The 16,861-nt window shown below is 70.5% G+C and carries 15 protein-coding genes; 11 read left to right on the top strand and 4 right to left on the bottom strand.

Features of this window, described 5'->3' with window-relative positions; translation table 11 throughout:
• Nucleotides 1-70: 70 nt before the first annotated feature.
• From ACYVIP_RS16095 to ACYVIP_RS16080, 4 genes are read left to right on the top strand one after another with little or no spacing between them, the layout of a single operon-like run.
• On the top strand, nt 71-667 hold the full coding sequence (locus ACYVIP_RS16095; protein WP_460396879.1) for a TIR domain-containing protein: 597 nt from the start codon (nt 71-73) through the stop codon (nt 665-667).
• Nucleotides 664-2,280, top strand: coding sequence for a tyrosine-protein kinase family protein (locus tag ACYVIP_RS16090; RefSeq protein ID WP_460396877.1), 1,617 nt, complete (start codon nt 664-666; stop codon nt 2,278-2,280). Before ACYVIP_RS16095 ends, ACYVIP_RS16090 begins: the two co-directional genes overlap by 4 nt.
• A 15-nt stretch (nt 2,281-2,295) precedes the next feature.
• On the top strand, nt 2,296-2,895 hold the full coding sequence (locus ACYVIP_RS16085; protein ID WP_460396874.1) for a hypothetical protein: 600 nt from the start codon (nt 2,296-2,298) through the stop codon (nt 2,893-2,895).
• Nucleotides 2,892-5,957, top strand: coding sequence for a helicase HerA domain-containing protein (locus tag ACYVIP_RS16080; RefSeq protein ID WP_460396872.1), 3,066 nt, complete (start codon nt 2,892-2,894; stop codon nt 5,955-5,957). Before ACYVIP_RS16085 ends, ACYVIP_RS16080 begins: the two co-directional genes overlap by 4 nt.
• 56 nt (nt 5,958-6,013) lie before the next feature.
• Here the strand turns inward: ACYVIP_RS16080 and ACYVIP_RS16075 are convergent, their stop codons facing one another.
• The gene (locus tag ACYVIP_RS16075) at nt 6,014-6,907 is read right to left on the bottom strand and encodes a hypothetical protein (RefSeq protein ID WP_460396870.1); all 894 of its coding nucleotides are present in this window, start codon (nt 6,905-6,907) and stop codon (nt 6,014-6,016) included.
• 241 nt (nt 6,908-7,148) lie between these two features.
• On the opposite strand from ACYVIP_RS16075, the gene ACYVIP_RS16070 reads away from it, so the two are divergent.
• Nucleotides 7,149-7,319 (top strand): hypothetical protein, encoded by a 171-nt coding sequence (locus tag ACYVIP_RS16070; RefSeq protein ID WP_460396868.1) that lies wholly within the window; start codon nt 7,149-7,151, stop codon nt 7,317-7,319.
• A 110-nt stretch (nt 7,320-7,429) separates the two neighbouring features.
• Nucleotides 7,430-8,644, top strand: a complete 1,215-nt coding sequence (locus tag ACYVIP_RS16065) for a helix-turn-helix domain-containing protein (RefSeq protein ID WP_460396866.1) — start codon at nt 7,430-7,432, stop codon at nt 8,642-8,644.
• 7 nt (nt 8,645-8,651) lie between these two features.
• Here ACYVIP_RS16065 and ACYVIP_RS16060 read toward each other — a convergent pair whose 3' ends face one another.
• Nucleotides 8,652-11,585 carry an AfsR/SARP family transcriptional regulator gene (locus ACYVIP_RS16060; protein ID WP_460396864.1) on the bottom strand — a complete coding sequence of 978 codons (2,934 nt, stop codon included), beginning with the start codon at nt 11,583-11,585 and terminating at the stop codon, nt 8,652-8,654.
• A 128-nt stretch (nt 11,586-11,713) separates the two neighbouring features.
• Here ACYVIP_RS16060 and ACYVIP_RS16055 point away from each other — a divergent pair, with 128 nt between their 5' ends.
• Nucleotides 11,714-12,295: a vWA domain-containing protein gene (locus tag ACYVIP_RS16055; protein WP_460396862.1), complete on the top strand. Its 582-nt coding sequence runs from the start codon at nt 11,714-11,716 to the stop codon at nt 12,293-12,295.
• Between the two features lie 85 nt (nt 12,296-12,380).
• Nucleotides 12,381-13,286 (top strand): hypothetical protein, encoded by a 906-nt coding sequence (locus ACYVIP_RS16050; protein WP_460396860.1) that lies wholly within the window; start codon nt 12,381-12,383, stop codon nt 13,284-13,286.
• A 7-nt stretch (nt 13,287-13,293) separates the two neighbouring features.
• Here ACYVIP_RS16050 and ACYVIP_RS16045 read toward each other — a convergent pair whose 3' ends face one another.
• A complete protein-coding gene (locus ACYVIP_RS16045) occupies nt 13,294-14,238 on the bottom strand; it encodes an anti-sigma factor RsbA family regulatory protein (protein ID WP_460396858.1) in 945 nt (314 codons plus the stop codon).
• Nucleotides 14,235-15,050: an MEDS domain-containing protein gene (locus tag ACYVIP_RS16040; RefSeq protein ID WP_460396856.1), complete on the bottom strand. Its 816-nt coding sequence runs from the start codon at nt 15,048-15,050 to the stop codon at nt 14,235-14,237. Before ACYVIP_RS16040 ends, ACYVIP_RS16045 begins: the two co-directional genes overlap by 4 nt.
• A 357-nt stretch (nt 15,051-15,407) precedes the next feature.
• On the opposite strand from ACYVIP_RS16040, the gene ACYVIP_RS16035 reads away from it, so the two are divergent.
• From ACYVIP_RS16035 to ACYVIP_RS16025, 3 genes are all read left to right on the top strand, one after another.
• Complete coding sequence (locus ACYVIP_RS16035; RefSeq protein ID WP_460396853.1) at nt 15,408-15,752, top strand: hypothetical protein; 345 nt, start codon at nt 15,408-15,410, stop codon at nt 15,750-15,752.
• A gap of 66 nt (nt 15,753-15,818) precedes the next feature.
• Complete coding sequence (locus ACYVIP_RS16030; RefSeq protein ID WP_460396851.1) at nt 15,819-16,169, top strand: hypothetical protein; 351 nt, start codon at nt 15,819-15,821, stop codon at nt 16,167-16,169.
• 87 nt (nt 16,170-16,256) lie between these two features.
• Entirely contained in the window at nt 16,257-16,853 is a 597-nt protein-coding gene (locus ACYVIP_RS16025) for a hypothetical protein (RefSeq protein ID WP_460396849.1), read from the top strand.
• Nucleotides 16,854-16,861 lie beyond the last annotated feature (8 nt).

Raw genomic sequence — 16,861 nt, 5'->3', positions numbered from 1 at the left:
TGTCCGGGCTGCACAAATGCCCAGTTTTTCGCCTGTTATTGCTGGCGGTGACCTGTTTACTATCAGCCGCGTGTCCGGATACAAGTTCGATGTGTTCATCAGCTACAGTCGGCGTGGAAATGTGCAGAAATGGTTGCTCAACCACTTCTACCCCAAGCTCCAGGACTGCCTGGCCGACCAGCTCGCACCAGCGCCGACGGTGTACATCGACCGGTTGATGCCGCACGGTGTGCACTGGCCGTCGAGCCTGAAGAAAGCTTTGCGTCATACCAAGATTATGATCCCGGTGCTCACCCCGCAGTACTTCGAGTCGCGGTGGTGCATGGCCGAGTGGCGCAGCATGCGGGAGCGGGAGAAGCTGCTCGGCCTGGCCGACCTGGAGATCCCGCAGAGCCTGCGGTATCCGATTCTGTACGCGGACTCGCAGAATTTCCCGGATGAGGGCAGGGAACTGGCCTGGCAGGATTTCAAAGAGCATTCCATGCCGGACCCCGGATTTCAGGACAGCCGGGAGTACGTGCCATTTCACCGACGGGTCGTGACCCTGGCCGAGGACCTGGCGGAGCTGCTGGTCCAGGTGCCGGCCTGGCAGCCGGACTGGCCGCTGATCGACCTGGAGGGTCCCTACCACATCCCACCGCCGCCACTGCCGAGGTTCGACCCATGACCGGGACCGTGGTCACCTTCTACTCCTACAAGGGCGGCGTCGGGCGCAGCTTCACCCTGGCCAACGTGGCGGTGCTGCTGGCCAGGTGGGGCTACCGGGTGCTGGCGATCGACTGGGACCTGGAGGCGCCCGGCCTGCACCACTACTTCGCCGACGCGCTGCCCACCCCACCCGCGGGTGGGGTGGTCGACCTGGCCACCGACTTCCTCGCCGGCGCGACCACGCCGAGCGCGCACGCGGTCCGGCTCGACGTCGAGGGCGAGCTCACCCTGCTGGCGGCCGGCCGCCGGGACGACTTCTACAAGGCCAGGGTGCAGGGCATCGACTGGGAGGATCTCTACCAGCGGGGATTCGCGACGTTCCTGGAGACCTGCCGGGCGGAGTGGACCGCCAACCACGACTTCGTGCTGATCGACAGCCGCACCGGCATCGCCGACAGCGCCGGGATCTGCACCGCGCACCTGCCCGACCGGCTGGTCATGCTGTTCACCGCCAACGACCAGAGCGTGTCGAACGCCGTGGACGTCGTGCGCAGCGCCGACCGGGCCCGCGACCGGCTGCCCTACGACCGGCCACCGCACCTGGTGCTGCCCGTGCTGTCCCGCCTGGACGGCCGGGTGGAGTACCAGCGGGCGGAGGACTGGAAGGACCGGTGCACCACGCTGACCACGCCGCTGTTCGGCAACTGGCTGGCCACGAGCGTGCCGGAGAAGCTGATGCTCCAGCACCTCACCGTGCCCTACGTGTCGTACTGGAGCTTCGGCGAGGAACTCGCGGTGCTGGCCGAGCCCACCCCGTCGGCCGAGCAGATCTCCTTCTCGCTGGAGACCGTGGCCGCGGTGATCGCCCACCAGTTCGACCGGACCGACCTGCTCGCCGACAACCGGGACGCCTACGTGGCGACCGCCCGCGACCGCCGCCTGCGGTTCGACCTCGACGTGCTGGTGTCCAGCCCCCGGTCGGCGTCCGACACCGCGACCGAGCTGATCGACGAGCTGCACGCACTCGGGGTGCGCGCCGACCGGTCGCTGTCCGGCGACCCGGAGCGCCTGGACCGGCCCGCGCTGGCCAAGAACCTGTGCCTGGTGGTGGACCGGCAGGTGAGCCGCTGGCAGATCTCGGAGGCCGAGCGCTTCCTGCGCCGCTCACTGGACGTGGACAGCGACCAGCGGCAGCTGTTCTGCGTGCTGACCAGGGGCACCGACCGCGGCGGGTTGCCGGCGTTCCTGCGCAACCTCGCGCCGTTGGAGCTGCGCCCGGGGGTGCGCCCGGCGCACGTCGCGCAGGAGTTGTCCGACCTGATCACCGGCACGGCGCGCGGGCCGGCGGACGCCGACCGGGGTGCGTTGCGGGATGCCGCGTCCGCGCTGCGCAAGGTGCCCAGCGAGGTGCCCTACCCCGTGCGCCTCGACCTGCTCGCGCAGACCGTGCACGGCATGACGACCGCACTCGACGACGGCGACCTCGCGCTGCTCGGCGACCTGACGGTCGACCTCGAGCTGTTGAGCCAGATCCGCGCCAACGGCGACCGCCTGGTCGCGACCGAGGGGCTGCGCGGCGAGATCGGTGCGCTGCTCGACCGGATCGACCGGCGGGCCCAGATTTCCCCATAACCGAAAGGTGGCGTAATGCCGGAGAAGTACAACACGGCCGAGCGAGCAGCACTGTTCACGCTGTGGTGGGAGAACCGGGAGGTGCCCAACCCGGAGCTGACCAAGGAGCTCAACGTCGATCTCCGCAAGGACGGCCGCGACCGGCTGAACAAGCAGGACCTGATCAGGTCCTGGCAGGAGAACCGGCGGTATGTGCACCGGATCACCGACGAGGGCGTCAAGTGGTGTGTCGGCGAGTTGGTGACCGTGGAACCGCCCCCGAGATCAGGGGCACTGGTCCGCGCGGTGTTCGGTATCGCGCGGCTGCTCGCGTCCCAGCCGGGTGTCGACCTCCGGGAGCTGATCAGCCCGAGCGACCTGGAGACATTGATCCGCAGGGCGTACGGCGAGCTGTCGGTCAAGCCGCAGGACTGGGTCCGCCTGGCCAAGCTGCGCCCCAAGCTCAACGGCGCGGACAAGTCCGAGGTCGACGGCGTGCTGCTGAAGATGATCAAAACCGGCACCGTGCACCTGGCTCCGCACTCCGACCGCAAGTCCTTGACCGACGACGACCGGTCCGCCGCGATCCAGCTCGGTGATCAGGACAAACACCTTGTGGCGATCGAGGAGTCATGAGCACTGAGCAACGTCAAGCACTTGCCGCGGTGCGGATCAACTCCGCCGAGACCCCGGACGACGTGTGGCGCACGCCACCCTCCCATGTGGATGGGTTGCACACGAGGGTCGAGTACCGCATCCGTGCCGGCGTTCAGGACGCGAAGGAGAGCGCCGGGGCCAGCCCGATCGGTCTGGCCCTGCAGGGCCAGAAGGGTGTTGGCAAGACTCACCTGCTCGGCTGGACGCGGCGAGTCGTGCAACAGGAAGGCGGCTACTTCTTCCTGATCGAACTCTCCACCGGCGACGCGTTCTGGGCGGACACCTCGCTGGCCATGCGCAGCGAGCTGTTGCGCACCAACGATGACGGCGAACTGCAGCTGACCATGATGCTGCGCCGGATGTGTGAACAGGCCGACGTGCCGGACCCGGTCGCCAAGGCGATCGTCGGTGACGTACCACTCACCCCCGACGATCTGGACAGTTTCGTCGGCGCTGTGCGCCGGGTCGACGCGCGCGTCGGGCGCGAATGCGGGGACACCATCCGGGCGCTGGTGCTCTACGCGGCGCCTGACGAGAAGCGGTCCGATGTCGGCCGGGACTTCCTGGCGGGCCAGCACGAGGAGAACAGGCACGGCGGGCGCCGAACCTGGAGCATCCACGCCGATTCGAGATCGCACCAGGCGCTGGTCACGGACATGTCCAGGGTGTTGGCCCTCACCGGCCCGAGTGTGCTCGCGGTCGACCAGCTGGATTCGTTGGTCAGCATGGCGACCAACACCATCGACGAGCAGGTGACCGACCCGGTGTTGGCGCGAGAGCTCGCGCTGATCGCGGACGGGCTGATGCATCTCCGTGAGCGAACCCGGCGCTCTCTGTCCATTGTGGCCTGTCTGCCCAACACCTGGAAGATGCTGCACTCGGTCGCCACGGACACTGTTATGGACCGGTTCACCGAGGCGCCGATCCTGGGTTCCATCGTGGACCCGGGGATCGGCAAGGCACTGGTCGAGAAGTGGCTCGGGGTGATCTACCAGCGCATCGGGTTCGTGCCGCCGAGCCCTACCTGGCCGGTCGCGGCCGGCGCGTTCGCCGAACCCTGGAACGCTCGCACGCCACGGGAACTGCTCCGGCGAATCCACGTGCATGCCGAGTCCTGCCTGCATGGCCGGATCCGCGAGCTTGCCTCGTTCGACGAGCGAGTCACCGACACCCCGGTGTCGACCGGTCCGGAGCCCACCTACTTCAGCGAGTTCGACAGCCGGTTCGCGGAACTGCGTGAGAAGGTGGACATCCTCACCGCCAGGCTCAACAAGAACGACGAGAAGGTGATGCCCGCCCTGTTGCTCGCGGGACTCAAATCCTGGATCAACGAGGTCGGCAACGATGACATAGCGTGGGATGTCGAACACTCGATCGGCGAGCGTAGCCACCTCCATGCCAGACTTCGCCGCACCCTGGACGAGAAGCGCGATATCGTTGAGCGCTGGGCATTTCGGTTCATCGCGTGCGGCCACGGCAACTACGTGTTGAACCAGATGCGTTTCGCCGGAGATGCCGCCGGGATCCGTCCCGGCGTTGGCGACCGGCGTCTGGTGCTGCTGAGCAATGGCGACGGGGGTTGGCAGGGCGCCAAGACCAAATCGGAGTTCGCCGAACTGGCGCAGGCCGGCAGCCAGCGAGTCCAGATCTCCGATGACGACCTTCGGACCTTCAGCGCGCTCAAGGAGATGTTCGGCACGGAGACCTTCCAGCTCCTGGAATGGGTGGTCGCCCGCAAACCCGCCAGCCGCACGACCTTCCTCCGCGCGATCCTGCCCGACCCCGCCCACGCGACCGCCAACCACCAGGAAACCCGCCCCCCGCCGGACCACCTCCTCCTCGGTCTGCACGGCGAGGTCCGCATCGCACTGGAATCCCTGCGCAAGCACGTGATGATCTTCGCCGGCTCCGGTTCCGGCAAAACGGTCCTGCTCCGCCGGATCGTCGAGGAATGCGCGCTGCGCGGCGTGTCGGCCATCGTCCTGGATCCGAACAACGACCTCGCCCGCCTCGGCGACGCCTGGCCCGATCCGCCAGCGGGCTGGCGCGCGGGCGACGCACCCCTGGCGGCCGAGTACCTGGCCAACACCGAGGTCCTCGTCTGGACCCCGGGCCGGGCCAGCGGCCGGCCGCTCAGTTTCCACCCGCTGCCCGACTTCGCCGGCGTGCTCGCCGACGAGGAGGAGTTCACCGCCGCGGTGGAGGCGGCCGTGGCCGCGCTCGTGCCGCACGCCCGCCTCAGCGGCACCACCAAGACCGCCCTGCGCGGCCGCGCCGTGCTCCGCGAGGCCATGACCCACTACGCCCGCACCGGCGAACGCGACCTGTCCGGGTTCGTCGACGTGCTCGCCCACCTCCCAGAAGGCGTGAGCACGCTGACCACCGCCACCACGATGGCCGCCGACCTCGCCGAGACCCTGCGCGCCGCGATGGTCAACGACCCACTCCTCGGCGGTAACGGCGCCCCGGCCGACCCGGCCGCGCTGCTCACCCCCACCCCCGGCCGGCGCGCCCGGATCTCGGTGATCAGCTTCGTCGGCCTGTCCGCAGACGACCAGCGCCAGGCCTTCGTCAGCCAGCTCCAGCTGGAGGTGTTCGCCTGGATCAAGGCCAACCCCGCCGCCGACCGGCCGCTCGGCGGGCTGTTCGTCCTGGACGAGGCCCAGACCATCGCCCCGTCCGGGTCGTGGACGGCCAGCACCCAGAGCACCATCCTGCTCGCCTCCCAGGCCCGCAAGTACGGCCTCGGCCTGGTGCTCGCCACCCAGGCCCCCAAGGGCGTGCACAACCAGGTCAGCGGGAACGCGACCACCCAGTTCTTCGGCAGGCTGAACAGCCCGGCGCAGATCGCCGCGGCCAACGACCTCGCGAGGGCGAAGGGTGCCACCGTCGAGGACATCTCCCAGCTCGACCGGGGGCAGTTCTACGTCACCGGCGACAGCTACGGCTTCACCCGGATGTCCGCGCCGCTGTGCCTGAGCCACCACCCGCCGAGCCCGCTGCGGCTGGAGGAGGTGCTCGACCGCGCCCGCTCGAGCTGACCCGACAACAGGGACGCGCCCCGGGAGAATCCCGGGGCGCGTCCCTGTTGGTGTGCTCAGACGGTGGCGCTCAGCACCGCGTCGATCCGCTGCGAGAGCGCGGCGAACAGCTCCTCCCCGGTGTAGTTCGTCGGCTCCGCGGACCCGTTGCCGAGCACCGAGAGGTCGTGCAGCTCCAGCGCCGCCCGCCCCGCGTCGGCGTCGTACACCGGCCGGGCCCAGCCGTTGCTGCACGCGCTACCCGCGTCGTGCCGGCCGACGACGAAGTTCACCGTCTCGTCCCCGCCGATGCCACCACGCTGGATGTCCAGCGCGTACACGGTGTCCCCGGCGCGCTCGATCCGCACCGAGATCCCCGACGCACGCTGGTACACGGTGCCGACGAACCCGCGCCGGGTGTACCCGGGCATCGCCGCGGCGAACTGCGCCCCCAGGTAGCGCAGCGCGCTGTCCTGTTCGGCGTACCGGCTGAACGAGACCGGCACGGCCGCCGGCGGCTCGACCGTCCTGGCCGTGGTGACCACCTCGGCGACCGGTGCGCGCTCCCGCCCGGTGCTCTCCGCCGCCTCGACGCGACCGCTGAGCGCATCGGCGAGCTGGTCGGCGCGGTGCTCGTCGGCCCGCAGGTAGGTCACGTGCGGGTGCAGTAACCCCGCCGGCACGTCGACCGCACCCACCAGCACCGGCAGCACGTGCTCGGCCCCGGCCCGGACCGCGCGCAGCATCGCGGCGGTGAACTCGTCGATCGCGGACACGAACGGAAGGAAGAACAGCACCCTCGCGTCCGGCAGGTCGCCGCCGTCCTTCTTGGCCCACCACTCATGGGTGTGGTCGGGCCCGTGCAGCACGGTCAGCCCACGCTGCCGGCAGGCCTCGACCACCTCGCCGGCGGCGGCGCGTTGTTCCTCGTCGAACGACACGGCGATGTCGTAGGTGGCGAGTTCGTCCACGTTGGGACCTCCCTACTCGATGCCGGTTTCACAACCGGCGCTGTTGATGTACCGGCGCAGCATCCTGATGGCGTGTGGACCAGAGGTGGATGAGGCGTGGATGTCCGCACGGTGTCCCGTTGACCGACGATCTGGTCAACGGTCAACACCTTGTTGACAATCCGTGGAAGGCGAATCCTCGGTGGTGGCACGGAATTCTTCCGGCCGCAAACCAAATCCCAGCAACAATGGAGGATTCGGCATGTCCAAGTCCCGTTTTCTGGTCGTGATCGGCTCGTCGGTGGCCGCTTTGTGCATCACCGCCGCGGCCTCCGGAATGGGTGCTACCACGCTGTCCGACGGCGGCGACCCCCCGTCGCCGCCCACCACGACGACCCCGCCGGCGCCGAACGACAACCCGTGGCACGGCTGAGTCGACGGTAATCGTGCCGGGTCGCTCGGGGACATTTCCGAGCGGCCCGGCAATTGCGCGAGACCAGTCGAAAATGGTGTACTCAACTGGCCAATGGAAAGGAGCTTCCGGTGGCCGAGACATTTGGCGCTCAGCTGCGTGCCTGCCGGGCAGAGGCCGGCATCTCGATGGGCGAGTTGGCCAGGCGCGTCAACTACAGCAAGAGCTATCTCAGCAAGCTGGAGAACGACCTGAAGCCACCGAACCCGACCGTGGCCCGGCTCTGCGACGCCACGCTCGGCGCGGGCGGCGCGCTGATCGAGGCCGTCAACACCGTGCGCGGCCCGGCCGCCGCCGGCGGCCGGCTGGACCGCCGGCAGATGCTCGCCGCCAGCGCCGTGCTCGGCTTCGCGCTCGCCGGCGGCCCGCGCCCGGTGCCAGCCGAGTCGGTGGTGGTCGGGCTGCGCACGTCCTTCGAGCACCTGCGCCTGCTCGGCGCGCAGACCAGCCCCGCGGTGGTGCTCGAACCGCTCATTGCCCAGGTGCGCACCGTGCACGCGCTGGCGGGGGAGAACCCGGAACCCGTGCGGTCGCGGCTGTTGCTGCTGGCCGCCAGGATCGCCGAGTACACCGGGTGGATGTGCCAGGAGGCCGGTGACGACCAGCGCGCGCTGTGGTGGACCAGGCACGCCGTCGAACTGGCCCGTGCGGGCGGCGACCGGGAGATCGCGGGCTACGCGTTCGTCCGGGAGGCCGGGCTCGCGCTCTACCGGCAGGACGCGACCAGCACGATCGAGCTTGCCCGCCAGGCGGGGCGGGCGCCGTTGGCCGGCGCGCGCACCCTCGGCCTGGCCGCGCGCCGGGAGGCACAGGGTCATGCGCTGGCCGGCGACCGGGACGCCTGCGAACGCGCGCTGGACCGCGCAACCGAGCTCCTCGCGTTGTCCACTGTGGACACGTCGGCCTACCCGGTGCTCGGCTCGACAGCGCCCGACCCGGTCGGTCTCGCCCGCGGCTGGTCCCTGTGCGACCTCGGCCGAGCCGGCGACGCGGCCGAGATCCTCGACCACGAGCTGGCCGTGCTGCCGGCGACCTCCCGGCGCACCAGGGCCCGCTTCGGCGCCCGCAGGTCACTGGCCCACGCGCTGGCCGGCGAGATCGACCAGAGCTGCCTGACCCTGCGCGAGACCCTCGACGACGCCGCCCACGTCGACTCCGCGACCGTGCGCCTCGACCTGAAGGAACTCGGCCGCCACCTCAGCCGGTGGCGCGACCACCGCACCGTCCGCGAGATCTACCCGGACCTCAACCGCGTCCTCCAGCGCGGCTGGCAGCACCTTGGCTGATCGCCGGCTAACCGCAGGCACACGCCAGCGCCGCGCGTTCGGTCAGCACCTCCCCGGCCTCGGGTAGCCCGAGCGCGGCGAACTCGCGCGCGGCCGCGCCCCAGTGCGCCACCGCGTCGGCGTGCCGGCCGGTCAGGTGCAGGGTGCGCGCGATGCCCCGGTGCGCGTGCGCCTGGTGGGCCCGGTTTCCCGTGCCGGTCGCCAGGTCCAGCGCCGCCTGGTACGCGCGGACCGCCTCCACCTGATCGCCCCGCGCCTGGGCGGTCAGCCCCCGGTCGCGGTACAGCTTCGTGCGCAGGTCGGCGTCGGACAGCGTGGCCGCCACCTCCATGGCCCGGTGCTGATGGCGCGCGGCCTCGGGGAGCCGCCCCAGCTCCCGGTGCACGTTGCCGAGATCGTTCAGCGCGTAGGCCACCACACAGCGGTCGCCGACCGCGGTGGCCAGCTCGTAGGCCTCCTGATGGCTGGCCAGCGCGTCGGCCAGCCGCCCGAGCCGCTGCTGGGCGGTGCCCAGGTTGTTCAACACGTGCGCCACGCCCGTCAGGTGACCGACCTCGCGCAGCATCGGCACCGCGGCCTGCTGCTGGCGCAACGCCTCTGGCAGGTTGCCGCGCAACCCGTTGAGATAGCCGAGCATGCTCAGCACGTGGCCCTGGCCGCGCCGGTCCCCGCACCGCTCGTACTTGTCCAGCGCGACCTCGAAGTGCGCGATCGCCTCGTCGTACTTGCCCAACTCCATGGTGGGGATGGCGATCGCGCACAACGTGGCCGCCTCGCCGCGCACGTCCGCCAGCCGGTGCCACTTGGGCAACGCCCGCGCCGCCAGCTCCAGCGCGGTGGCCAGCCGCCCGAGCCGGTCGTGCGCGGTCGCCAGCCGCAGCAGCACGTGCGCCTGGCCGTAGGCGTTGTGCTGGTCGGCGGACACGATCGCCAACGCGAGATCCATCGTCTCGATCCAGTCCTCCAGCTGGCTGTTGGTGTGGAAGTACCGCCACAGCAACACCGCCAGCCGCCACGCGTGCTCCGGCAGGTCGTTGGTGGCGGCGTAGTGGATGGCGGCCACCAGGTTGTCCCGCTCGGCCCCGATCCACGCCAGCGCGCTCGGCTCGTCGTCGAACACCGGCGCCGCCGCGCTGTGCCGGTCCACCGACGGTTGCTGGTCCCGGTCGAACGGGTACCCGGCGACCACCGCGCGGGCCAACGACACCAGGTAGAAGTCGAGCAGCCGGAGCAGCGCCGCCGGGCGCTCGGTCGGCGAGGCGGCGACCACCTCGGTCGCGGCGAACTCCTTGATCGGGTCCAGCATCCGGTAGCGCTCGGTCGCCCCCTCCTCCACCAGGCACACCTCGTGCAGGTCGTCGAGCACCAGGCGGGCGGCGGTGACGTCCAGGTCGGCCAGCGCCGCCGCGCCCGCCACGTCGAGATCGTGGCCCGGCAGGTGGCCGAGCAACCGGAACAGGTCCCGCTGCCGGGAGGTGAGCTGGTGGTAGGACACCCACACCGCGGCGGTGCCGGCCTCCTCGTCCCCGCCCGCGCGCCACGGCCCGATCTTGGCGAGCAGTTCGAGCAGATGCGCCAGCGGCCACCGGTCGTGCCGGCGGAACAGCGCGGCGATCAACCGGATCTGCACCGGCAGGTAGCCACACCGCTTGACGATCTCGGCCACCTCCGCGGTCCGGCCTCGGGTCCTGACCGGGTCGGCCAGCGCGCCGAACAACGCGGCCGCGTCGGCCGGCGGCAGCGGGGTGAGCCGCAGCTGCGTCCCGCTGTCCGGCTCGCCCATCCGCCGGGAGGTCACGATGGCCAGACAGCCACTCGCCTCGGGCAGCAGCGGCCGGATCTGCTCCGGCGTGGCCGCGCTGTCCAGCACCACCAGCGTTCGCGTGCCGTAGAGCTCGGTCTGGTACAGCGTGGCCTTGCGGCCGTCGGTCGCCGGGATCTGCTCCGGCGGCACCCCGAGCTCGGTGAGCAGTTGGGTGAGCGCGTCGCCGATGGTCGTCGGCGGGACGTTCGGGGTGAACCCGTCGAGCCGCACCATGACCTGACCGTCGGGGAACCGGTCGCGCAGCCGGTGGGCCGCGGCGATGGCCAGCTCGGTCTTGCCGACACCCGGCGCGCCGCTCAACCACACCGTGCGCCGCTCGCCCCGGCCAGCGGCGGCCGCCTCGATCGCCGCCAGCTCGGCGACCCGGCCGGTGAACGAGCGCGGCGGGAACGGCAGCGTGCTGGCCGGCTCACCGCGTTCGGCCCGCGCGGCCAGGTTGCGCAGCAGCGTCCCCGGCTCGATGCCCTGCTCGGCGAGTGCCGCCTCGGTGGCCCGGAAGATCCGGATCGCCGCCACCCGGTCACCACCGGCGAGCAACGCCCGCATGAGCAGTACGGCATGCCGCTGCTCGCTCGGGTCGAGGCGGACCACCGGACGCAGCCGGTCGCGCGCCGACCGGTGGTCGCCCGCGTTCAGTTCCCGCTCGGCCAGATCGCCGACCGCGTCGGAGTAGTCCTCGTCGGGCACGATCACGTCGGTGCCGCCGACCCGGTCGATGTCGATGTCCTCCAGGAAGTCCCCGCGCCACAGCTCGACCGCGGCGCGCAGCAGCTCGATCTCCCGCAGCGGGTCCGTCGCGCTCCTGGCCGCCGCGCGCAGCCGGTCGAACCGCGTGGTGTCCAGCCGTTCCTCGTCGATGCGCAGCAGGTAGCCGGTCGGGGTGGTGTCGATGCTCATCTCGCCCTCGGCGTCGCGGAAGGCGTTGCGCAGCTTGTTGATGTAACCGCGCACGAGGTGGCGCCGCTGCGGGGCGTCGCCCCAGATGATCTCGGTGAGCTTCTCGGCGGACACCGGTTTGTTCGCGTGCAGCAGGAGCACGACAAGCACGAACCGTTGTTGCTGGTCCCCGAGCTGCACCTGGTGGCCGTCATGCCATGCCTCCAGTGGGCCCAGCATCCGAAAATCCACATTGCCTCCCCAGGCTTCGGTTGTCGCGCGGAAAACGCGCGCACTGGGGCGTCGGAATATCGGGAATCATCGTTTCGTCCACGTCTGGCCGACACCGACCGGTCACTCTCCGCCGTATGGATTCCGAGGTGTTGCCCTGTTACGTCGTCTGCGATGTGTCGTTCTCGATGACCGACCATCTCGCTGAGCTGAACGCCGGGCTGCGGGAGTTCCGCGGTGCGGTGCACGCCGATCCGACGATCGCCGCGCGGGTGCGCGTGTGCGTGGTCGGGTTCGCGGAGACGCCCGCGGTGTTGCAGCCATTGCGTCCCGCGGCCGAACTGGCCGACCTGACCGAACAGGAGCCAAGCGTCGGCACCAACTTCGGGCCGGCGTTCGCCTTCCTGCGCGAGGCGATCGACCGGGACGTGCGCGCGCTCAAGGACCACCGGCTGCTGGTGCGCAGGCCGCTCGTGTTCTTCACCTCCGACGGCCAGCCGACCGACCCGGTGACCTGGCCGATGGCCTACGCCGCGCTCACCGACCCCGCCTGGACCACCCGGCCGAACGTGATCGCCTTCGGTGTCGGCGACGCCGACGAGCACACCCTCGGCCGGATCGGCACGTGCCGCATGTTCCTCGGCCGCGACGGCGTCCGGTTGGGCGCGGCACTGACCGTCTCGGTCGCCATCGGACCCCCACGGCTCGACCATGTCTAGCGAGTGCGTGGCGGCCCTCCACGATGTGTCCACTTCTGGTCCACTCGCGCCCGGCACGCTATCGGCCCACAAGGGAGGCGAGCCGATGGGCGGACGTGGCCAGCTGGTCCGGGAGCTGAAGTCGCTGCGCAAGGGAGGCGGCCTGTTCGCCGGCCGGCTCGTGGAGCGGATCGGCCCGGCACTGCGCGCGGTGTGCGCGGTGGCCGATGACGACGGGCCGGTGGCCACCAGGGAGAAGGTGCGTGCCCGGCTCTCCGAGCTGACCGAGCAACTGCCAGCGGACCTGCGGGTGCCGACGCTCGCGGCGTTCGCCGTCGAGGCCGACGCCCGGTTGCCGCTCTACCAGGACCGGGTCCAGTGGGCGGCGATGCGGGTCGACCGCGACCCGCGCACCGTGCGCAGGCGGGTGGACGAGGCGATCGCCCAGATCGCCGAGCTGGCCACCGGTGCGGCGACCAGCCGGGCGGCCGAGCGGTCAACTGGCTGGCACACCACCACGGTGCGCACGGTCGCGGTGCTGGACCGGGCCCAGCCGGAGGTGTTCGAGCAGCGCCGGATCGTCGTCGACCAGGACGGTCTGCGCGAGCTGGACCTGGCCGCCATCCTGCCGGCTCCCCGGGGCGACCTGGACGTGTGCGTGTTCCACGGCGGCACGATGGTGAACCGCGACTGGTTCGGCCTCGCGCTGTCCCGGCCGATGTCCAGGGGCGAGACCCACGAGTTCGCGGTGCGCTTCCGGCTGCCGAGCCTGCGCGCGATGCGGCCCTACCTGGTGTGCGTGCCGAGCCGGCCCTGTGAGCTGTTCGACCTGCGCGTGCGGTTCGGTCCCCGGCCGCCGAGGGTGTGGACGTTCACCGGGGCGGCGCCGGCGCTCGTCGCCGACCCGATGCCCAACGGCCACCCGCATCCGGTGGACCAGGCGGGCGAGATCCACCTGCGGTTCTACCAGCTCGCCCCCGGCCTGGCCTACGGCGCGCGCTGGGCGGCGTGAGGGAGGCCTACCTGGCGCGCAGATAGGCCCGGATGGTCGTCCCCTGCGGACTGGTGTGCGTGCGCACCAGGTCGGCCAGGTCGTTGATCATCAGCAGCCCCCGGCCGGAGTTGTCGCTCGGCTTGGCCGGCCGCCTGCCCGCGAGCGGATCGGTCAGCCGCCCGGTGTCCCGGCCCTCGCAGATGATGTGCGGGCCGTCGATCCAGATCCGCAGCTCGCACGGCCCGTCGGCGTGCACCAGGCTGTTGGTGGCCAGCTCGGTCGCGATCAGCTCGAGGTCGGCGATCCGGTCGGTGGCCAACCCGAGTGCCCGCGCGCGGACCGCGATCGCCCGGCGGGCCGGGCGCAGGTCGGTGGCCATGGTGACCAGGTTGAGGTGGGCGTCGGCGGGGGACTGGCGCAGCGGTTCGTTGTACCGGGCGACCACGCGGTCGGGGGCGTACTCGGCGCTGGAGTACCGCTGGTCGGCCTCCCACACCAGCGGATGGGTGGCGCGCGCGTCGGCGATGGTCCCCGCGTCCAGCCCGGCGGCGTCATACGGGCAGGCGATGGTGATGTCCCGGCCGGCGAAGGACGTGTTGACCAGCGCCTCGTACTGCGCGCACGCCGGGTACTCGGTCGCCGAGCGGCCTGGCCAGACCGGCTCGCCGACGATCCGCACGTGCCGGTCGGGGTGGGTGTCGGCGAAGTGCCGCAGCACGCTGGGGATGATCCGGCCGGGGTTGCGCCCGGCGACGGCCATGTCCATCCGGTGCACCCGCTCGACGGCGGCGCCGAGCGCGGCGCCGAGCAGCAGCAGCCGGGGCGCCGGCACGACGACCGCGACCGGCTGTCCGGCGGCCAGCCCGTCGTTGATGAACGGCACCAACAGGTCCAGGTACTCGGCGTCGGTGCGGTAGAACAGCGCGGGATGGACGAACTCGTCACGCTCGACTGACGTGGTGGTGTTCATGCGACGCGTTCCTGATGGAGTTCGACTCGGACGTCGGCGACGTCGAGCACTTTCACGATCCGTGCCGGGCCGGTGCGCGAGACGTGCAGCACCAGGGGCGCGGCCCGCCGCCTCGCGTGCTCGAACAGCCGGAGCAGGCTGCGGTGGTCGATGAAGTCGAGCGCCCTGGCGTCCACGATCAGCTCCTGGTCGCGCAGCGGCAGCGCGGTGCGGGCCAGTGCCGTGGTGAACAGGTCCGCTGTGGACAGGTCCAGCTCGCCGGTGAGCGTGCCGCTGTAGTCCGCCGCGGTCGACGCGTGCAGGTGGAAGCCCACATTGTCCTGGTTGGACGTCGGATGTAGACAGGCCAACTGGGCGATCACGCCGTCGGCGAGCTCGCCGCCGTTGTACACGCACATCGCGGAGAACGGGTGCCCGGCGAGGTACTGGTCGATCAGGTGCTCGCACCTGGCGAACGCGTCGAGCTGGGCGGCGGTGCGCACCAACGGGGTGGACTCGGCGACCAGGCGCAGCCCGGTGAACCCGGCGGCCAGCGCGGCCGCGGTCGCGTCGGCATAGGCCCGGACCCGCGCGGCCGGCTCGATCGTCGCGCCCGCCGCGGCGAGCGTGATGACCTGGGCGGCGCCGCGGTCGAGTGCCTCGGGCAGGCCGCGGAAGGTGCGCAGCTCGTCGACGAGGTCCTCGACGGGGGCGGTGCCGGCGTAACAGACGCGTTCACCGATGGCGAGGCCCTCGTTCAGGAACTCCTGCACACGGGGCCTCAGCTCTGCCGACTCGTCATACCGCCAGCACAGATGGTCGTGGGGCCCCATTCCCCGCGCGTTACGAATCAAACCCGACGAACGCACTGCTCAAGGCTAGGGCGCCCGGTTGCCGCCAGCAACACGGCGCCACCGCTGTCGGTGGTGGACAGTGGAAACCCGGACGATCACCGCCAGGACGCGACCACGACCGGGTATCTGGTCACCCGATCAGGTGACGCTGACCTCGAAAATTGTTCACGGTTCGTGTTCGTATTTCGCGAACCTAACATCAACGAAGGATTACAAGGTTCCACAGTATTACGGAGCTGGATCGGCGAACATCACCACGCTAATGTCCCGTCCTGGTCGGAGCAAGATCGGACCTGTGCAAGTAGATCGCGTTATATGAAACGAGGGAATACCCAAATGTTGAAGAAGATTGGCTTCGTAACGGCGGGCGCCGCCGCTGGCCTGATGATGATGAGCGGGCTCGCGTCCGCGCAGTCGGGTGGCGGCCACGGCGACGACGGCCCCAACCAGGTCGGCCTGGCCAACCTGAACAACACCGACATCCTGCACAACGTCTCGGTCGCCCTTGGCGTCTGCGACAACAACATCAACGTGCTGGGTGTCCAGGTGCCGGTCGAGGACGTGCTCAACGGCGTCGGCGTGCCGATCCTGTCCCCGGGTGAGAACGAGGCCGAGAGTGCCGCGCCGTACAACTGCGCCTCGTCCAGCATCGAGGACGGCGGCACCGTTCAGAACAACTGAACGCGCCTGATCTCCCCGGCGGCGGGTTCGCCCGCCGCCGCCCACCAATGAGAGGTTAGTTCCTAGGTGTTGCAGAAACTCATCGTCGGCACCGCCGCCATCGCTGCTGGCATGGTGTCCTTCGGTGGCATCGCCTCGGCGTCGGATGCCGGTTCGGTTTCCGACGACCGTGACGAAGTCACGCAGGTAGGTCTCGTCAACGTCAACAACGTGCACGTCCTGAACAACGTGAACGTGGTCGGCGGGTTGTGCGAACTGAATGCCGGAGTGCTTGGCGTGCAGGTATCGGCCGAGGAAGTCGCGAACGGCGTTGTCGCGCCGGTCGCTTCCCCCGGTAGCAGTGACGCGATCGGTGTTAAGCCGATGAACTGCGCGTCCGGCACTCTGACGATCGGCGGCACGGTTCAGGACAACTGAGTTCGTCACCTTGGTGGGTAGGAGGCAGGGCCGGTTCGCCGGTCCTGCCTCGCCGACTCTCTTCACTCGATTGGCAAAGGGGCAGACATGTCAGCGGACGCGCTCGCGTTTCCGGTCCGATTCCGTGGCTACGACCGGGACGCGGTCAACGGGGAGCTGCATGAGCTCCGGGTCGCGCTCGACTTCGCGCAGGCGGAGCGGGACCGCGCGGTCGCGAGAGCGCTTGCCGTCGAGGGCGCCGACCGCGCCGGTGTGCCGACCTCCGCGACCGTGCAGTGGCTGATCGACACCGCGGAGGAGGACGCGCGCCGCATCCGGGACGAGGCAAGGCAGGCGGCCAGTGAGTGCACCGAGCGCGCCGAGGAACTGTTGCGCCACCGCGTGGAACTGATCGACCAGGCCCAGCGCGAGGCCGACCGGTGCCGCGCCAACGCCGCCGAGGAGGCGCGCAGCGTGATCCGGGACGCGCTGGAGAAGGCGGACACCCTGCTGCGCGGTCTGCGGGAGAGCGAGTCCGGGCTGCGCCAGTTGTTCGCCAACGGCGCCCTGACCCACATGCCACCACCACGCGGCCCGGCCGACGACCAGCAACCGGTCCTGGCGGGCACCTCCTCGGCGCCACCGAGTCCTGCCGGGCCACCAGTTCCCGCGCCACCCCCGCAGCCTTCGGAATCCGCCTCCTAGTCGATGGT

This window comes from Actinophytocola sediminis, from assembly GCF_054779715.1.
The sequence above is the reverse complement of the archived record's forward strand: the minus strand, read 5'-3'. Positions and strand labels throughout refer to the sequence as shown.

Bases quoted from the DNA above. Each gene is read 5' to 3' on its own strand.
- ACYVIP_RS16090 (WP_460396877.1), top strand. From the start codon at position 664: ATGACCGGGACCGTGGTCACCTTCTACTCCTACAAGGGCGGCGTCGGG.
- ACYVIP_RS16085 (WP_460396874.1), top strand. From the start codon at position 2,296: ATGCCGGAGAAGTACAACACGGCCGAGCGAGCAGCACTGTTCACGCTG.
- ACYVIP_RS16080 (WP_460396872.1), top strand. From the start codon at position 2,892: ATGAGCACTGAGCAACGTCAAGCACTTGCCGCGGTGCGGATCAACTCC.
- ACYVIP_RS16070 (WP_460396868.1), top strand. From the start codon at position 7,149: ATGTCCAAGTCCCGTTTTCTGGTCGTGATCGGCTCGTCGGTGGCCGCT.
- ACYVIP_RS16060 (WP_460396864.1), bottom strand. From the start codon at position 11,585: ATGCTGGGCCCACTGGAGGCATGGCATGACGGCCACCAGGTGCAGCTC.
- ACYVIP_RS16055 (WP_460396862.1), top strand. From the start codon at position 11,714: ATGGATTCCGAGGTGTTGCCCTGTTACGTCGTCTGCGATGTGTCGTTC.
- ACYVIP_RS16050 (WP_460396860.1), top strand. From the start codon at position 12,381: ATGGGCGGACGTGGCCAGCTGGTCCGGGAGCTGAAGTCGCTGCGCAAG.
- ACYVIP_RS16045 (WP_460396858.1), bottom strand. From the start codon at position 14,238: ATGAACACCACCACGTCAGTCGAGCGTGACGAGTTCGTCCATCCCGCG.
- ACYVIP_RS16040 (WP_460396856.1), bottom strand. From the start codon at position 15,050: ATGGGGCCCCACGACCATCTGTGCTGGCGGTATGACGAGTCGGCAGAG.
- ACYVIP_RS16035 (WP_460396853.1), top strand. From the start codon at position 15,408: ATGTTGAAGAAGATTGGCTTCGTAACGGCGGGCGCCGCCGCTGGCCTG.
- ACYVIP_RS16025 (WP_460396849.1), top strand. From the start codon at position 16,257: ATGTCAGCGGACGCGCTCGCGTTTCCGGTCCGATTCCGTGGCTACGAC.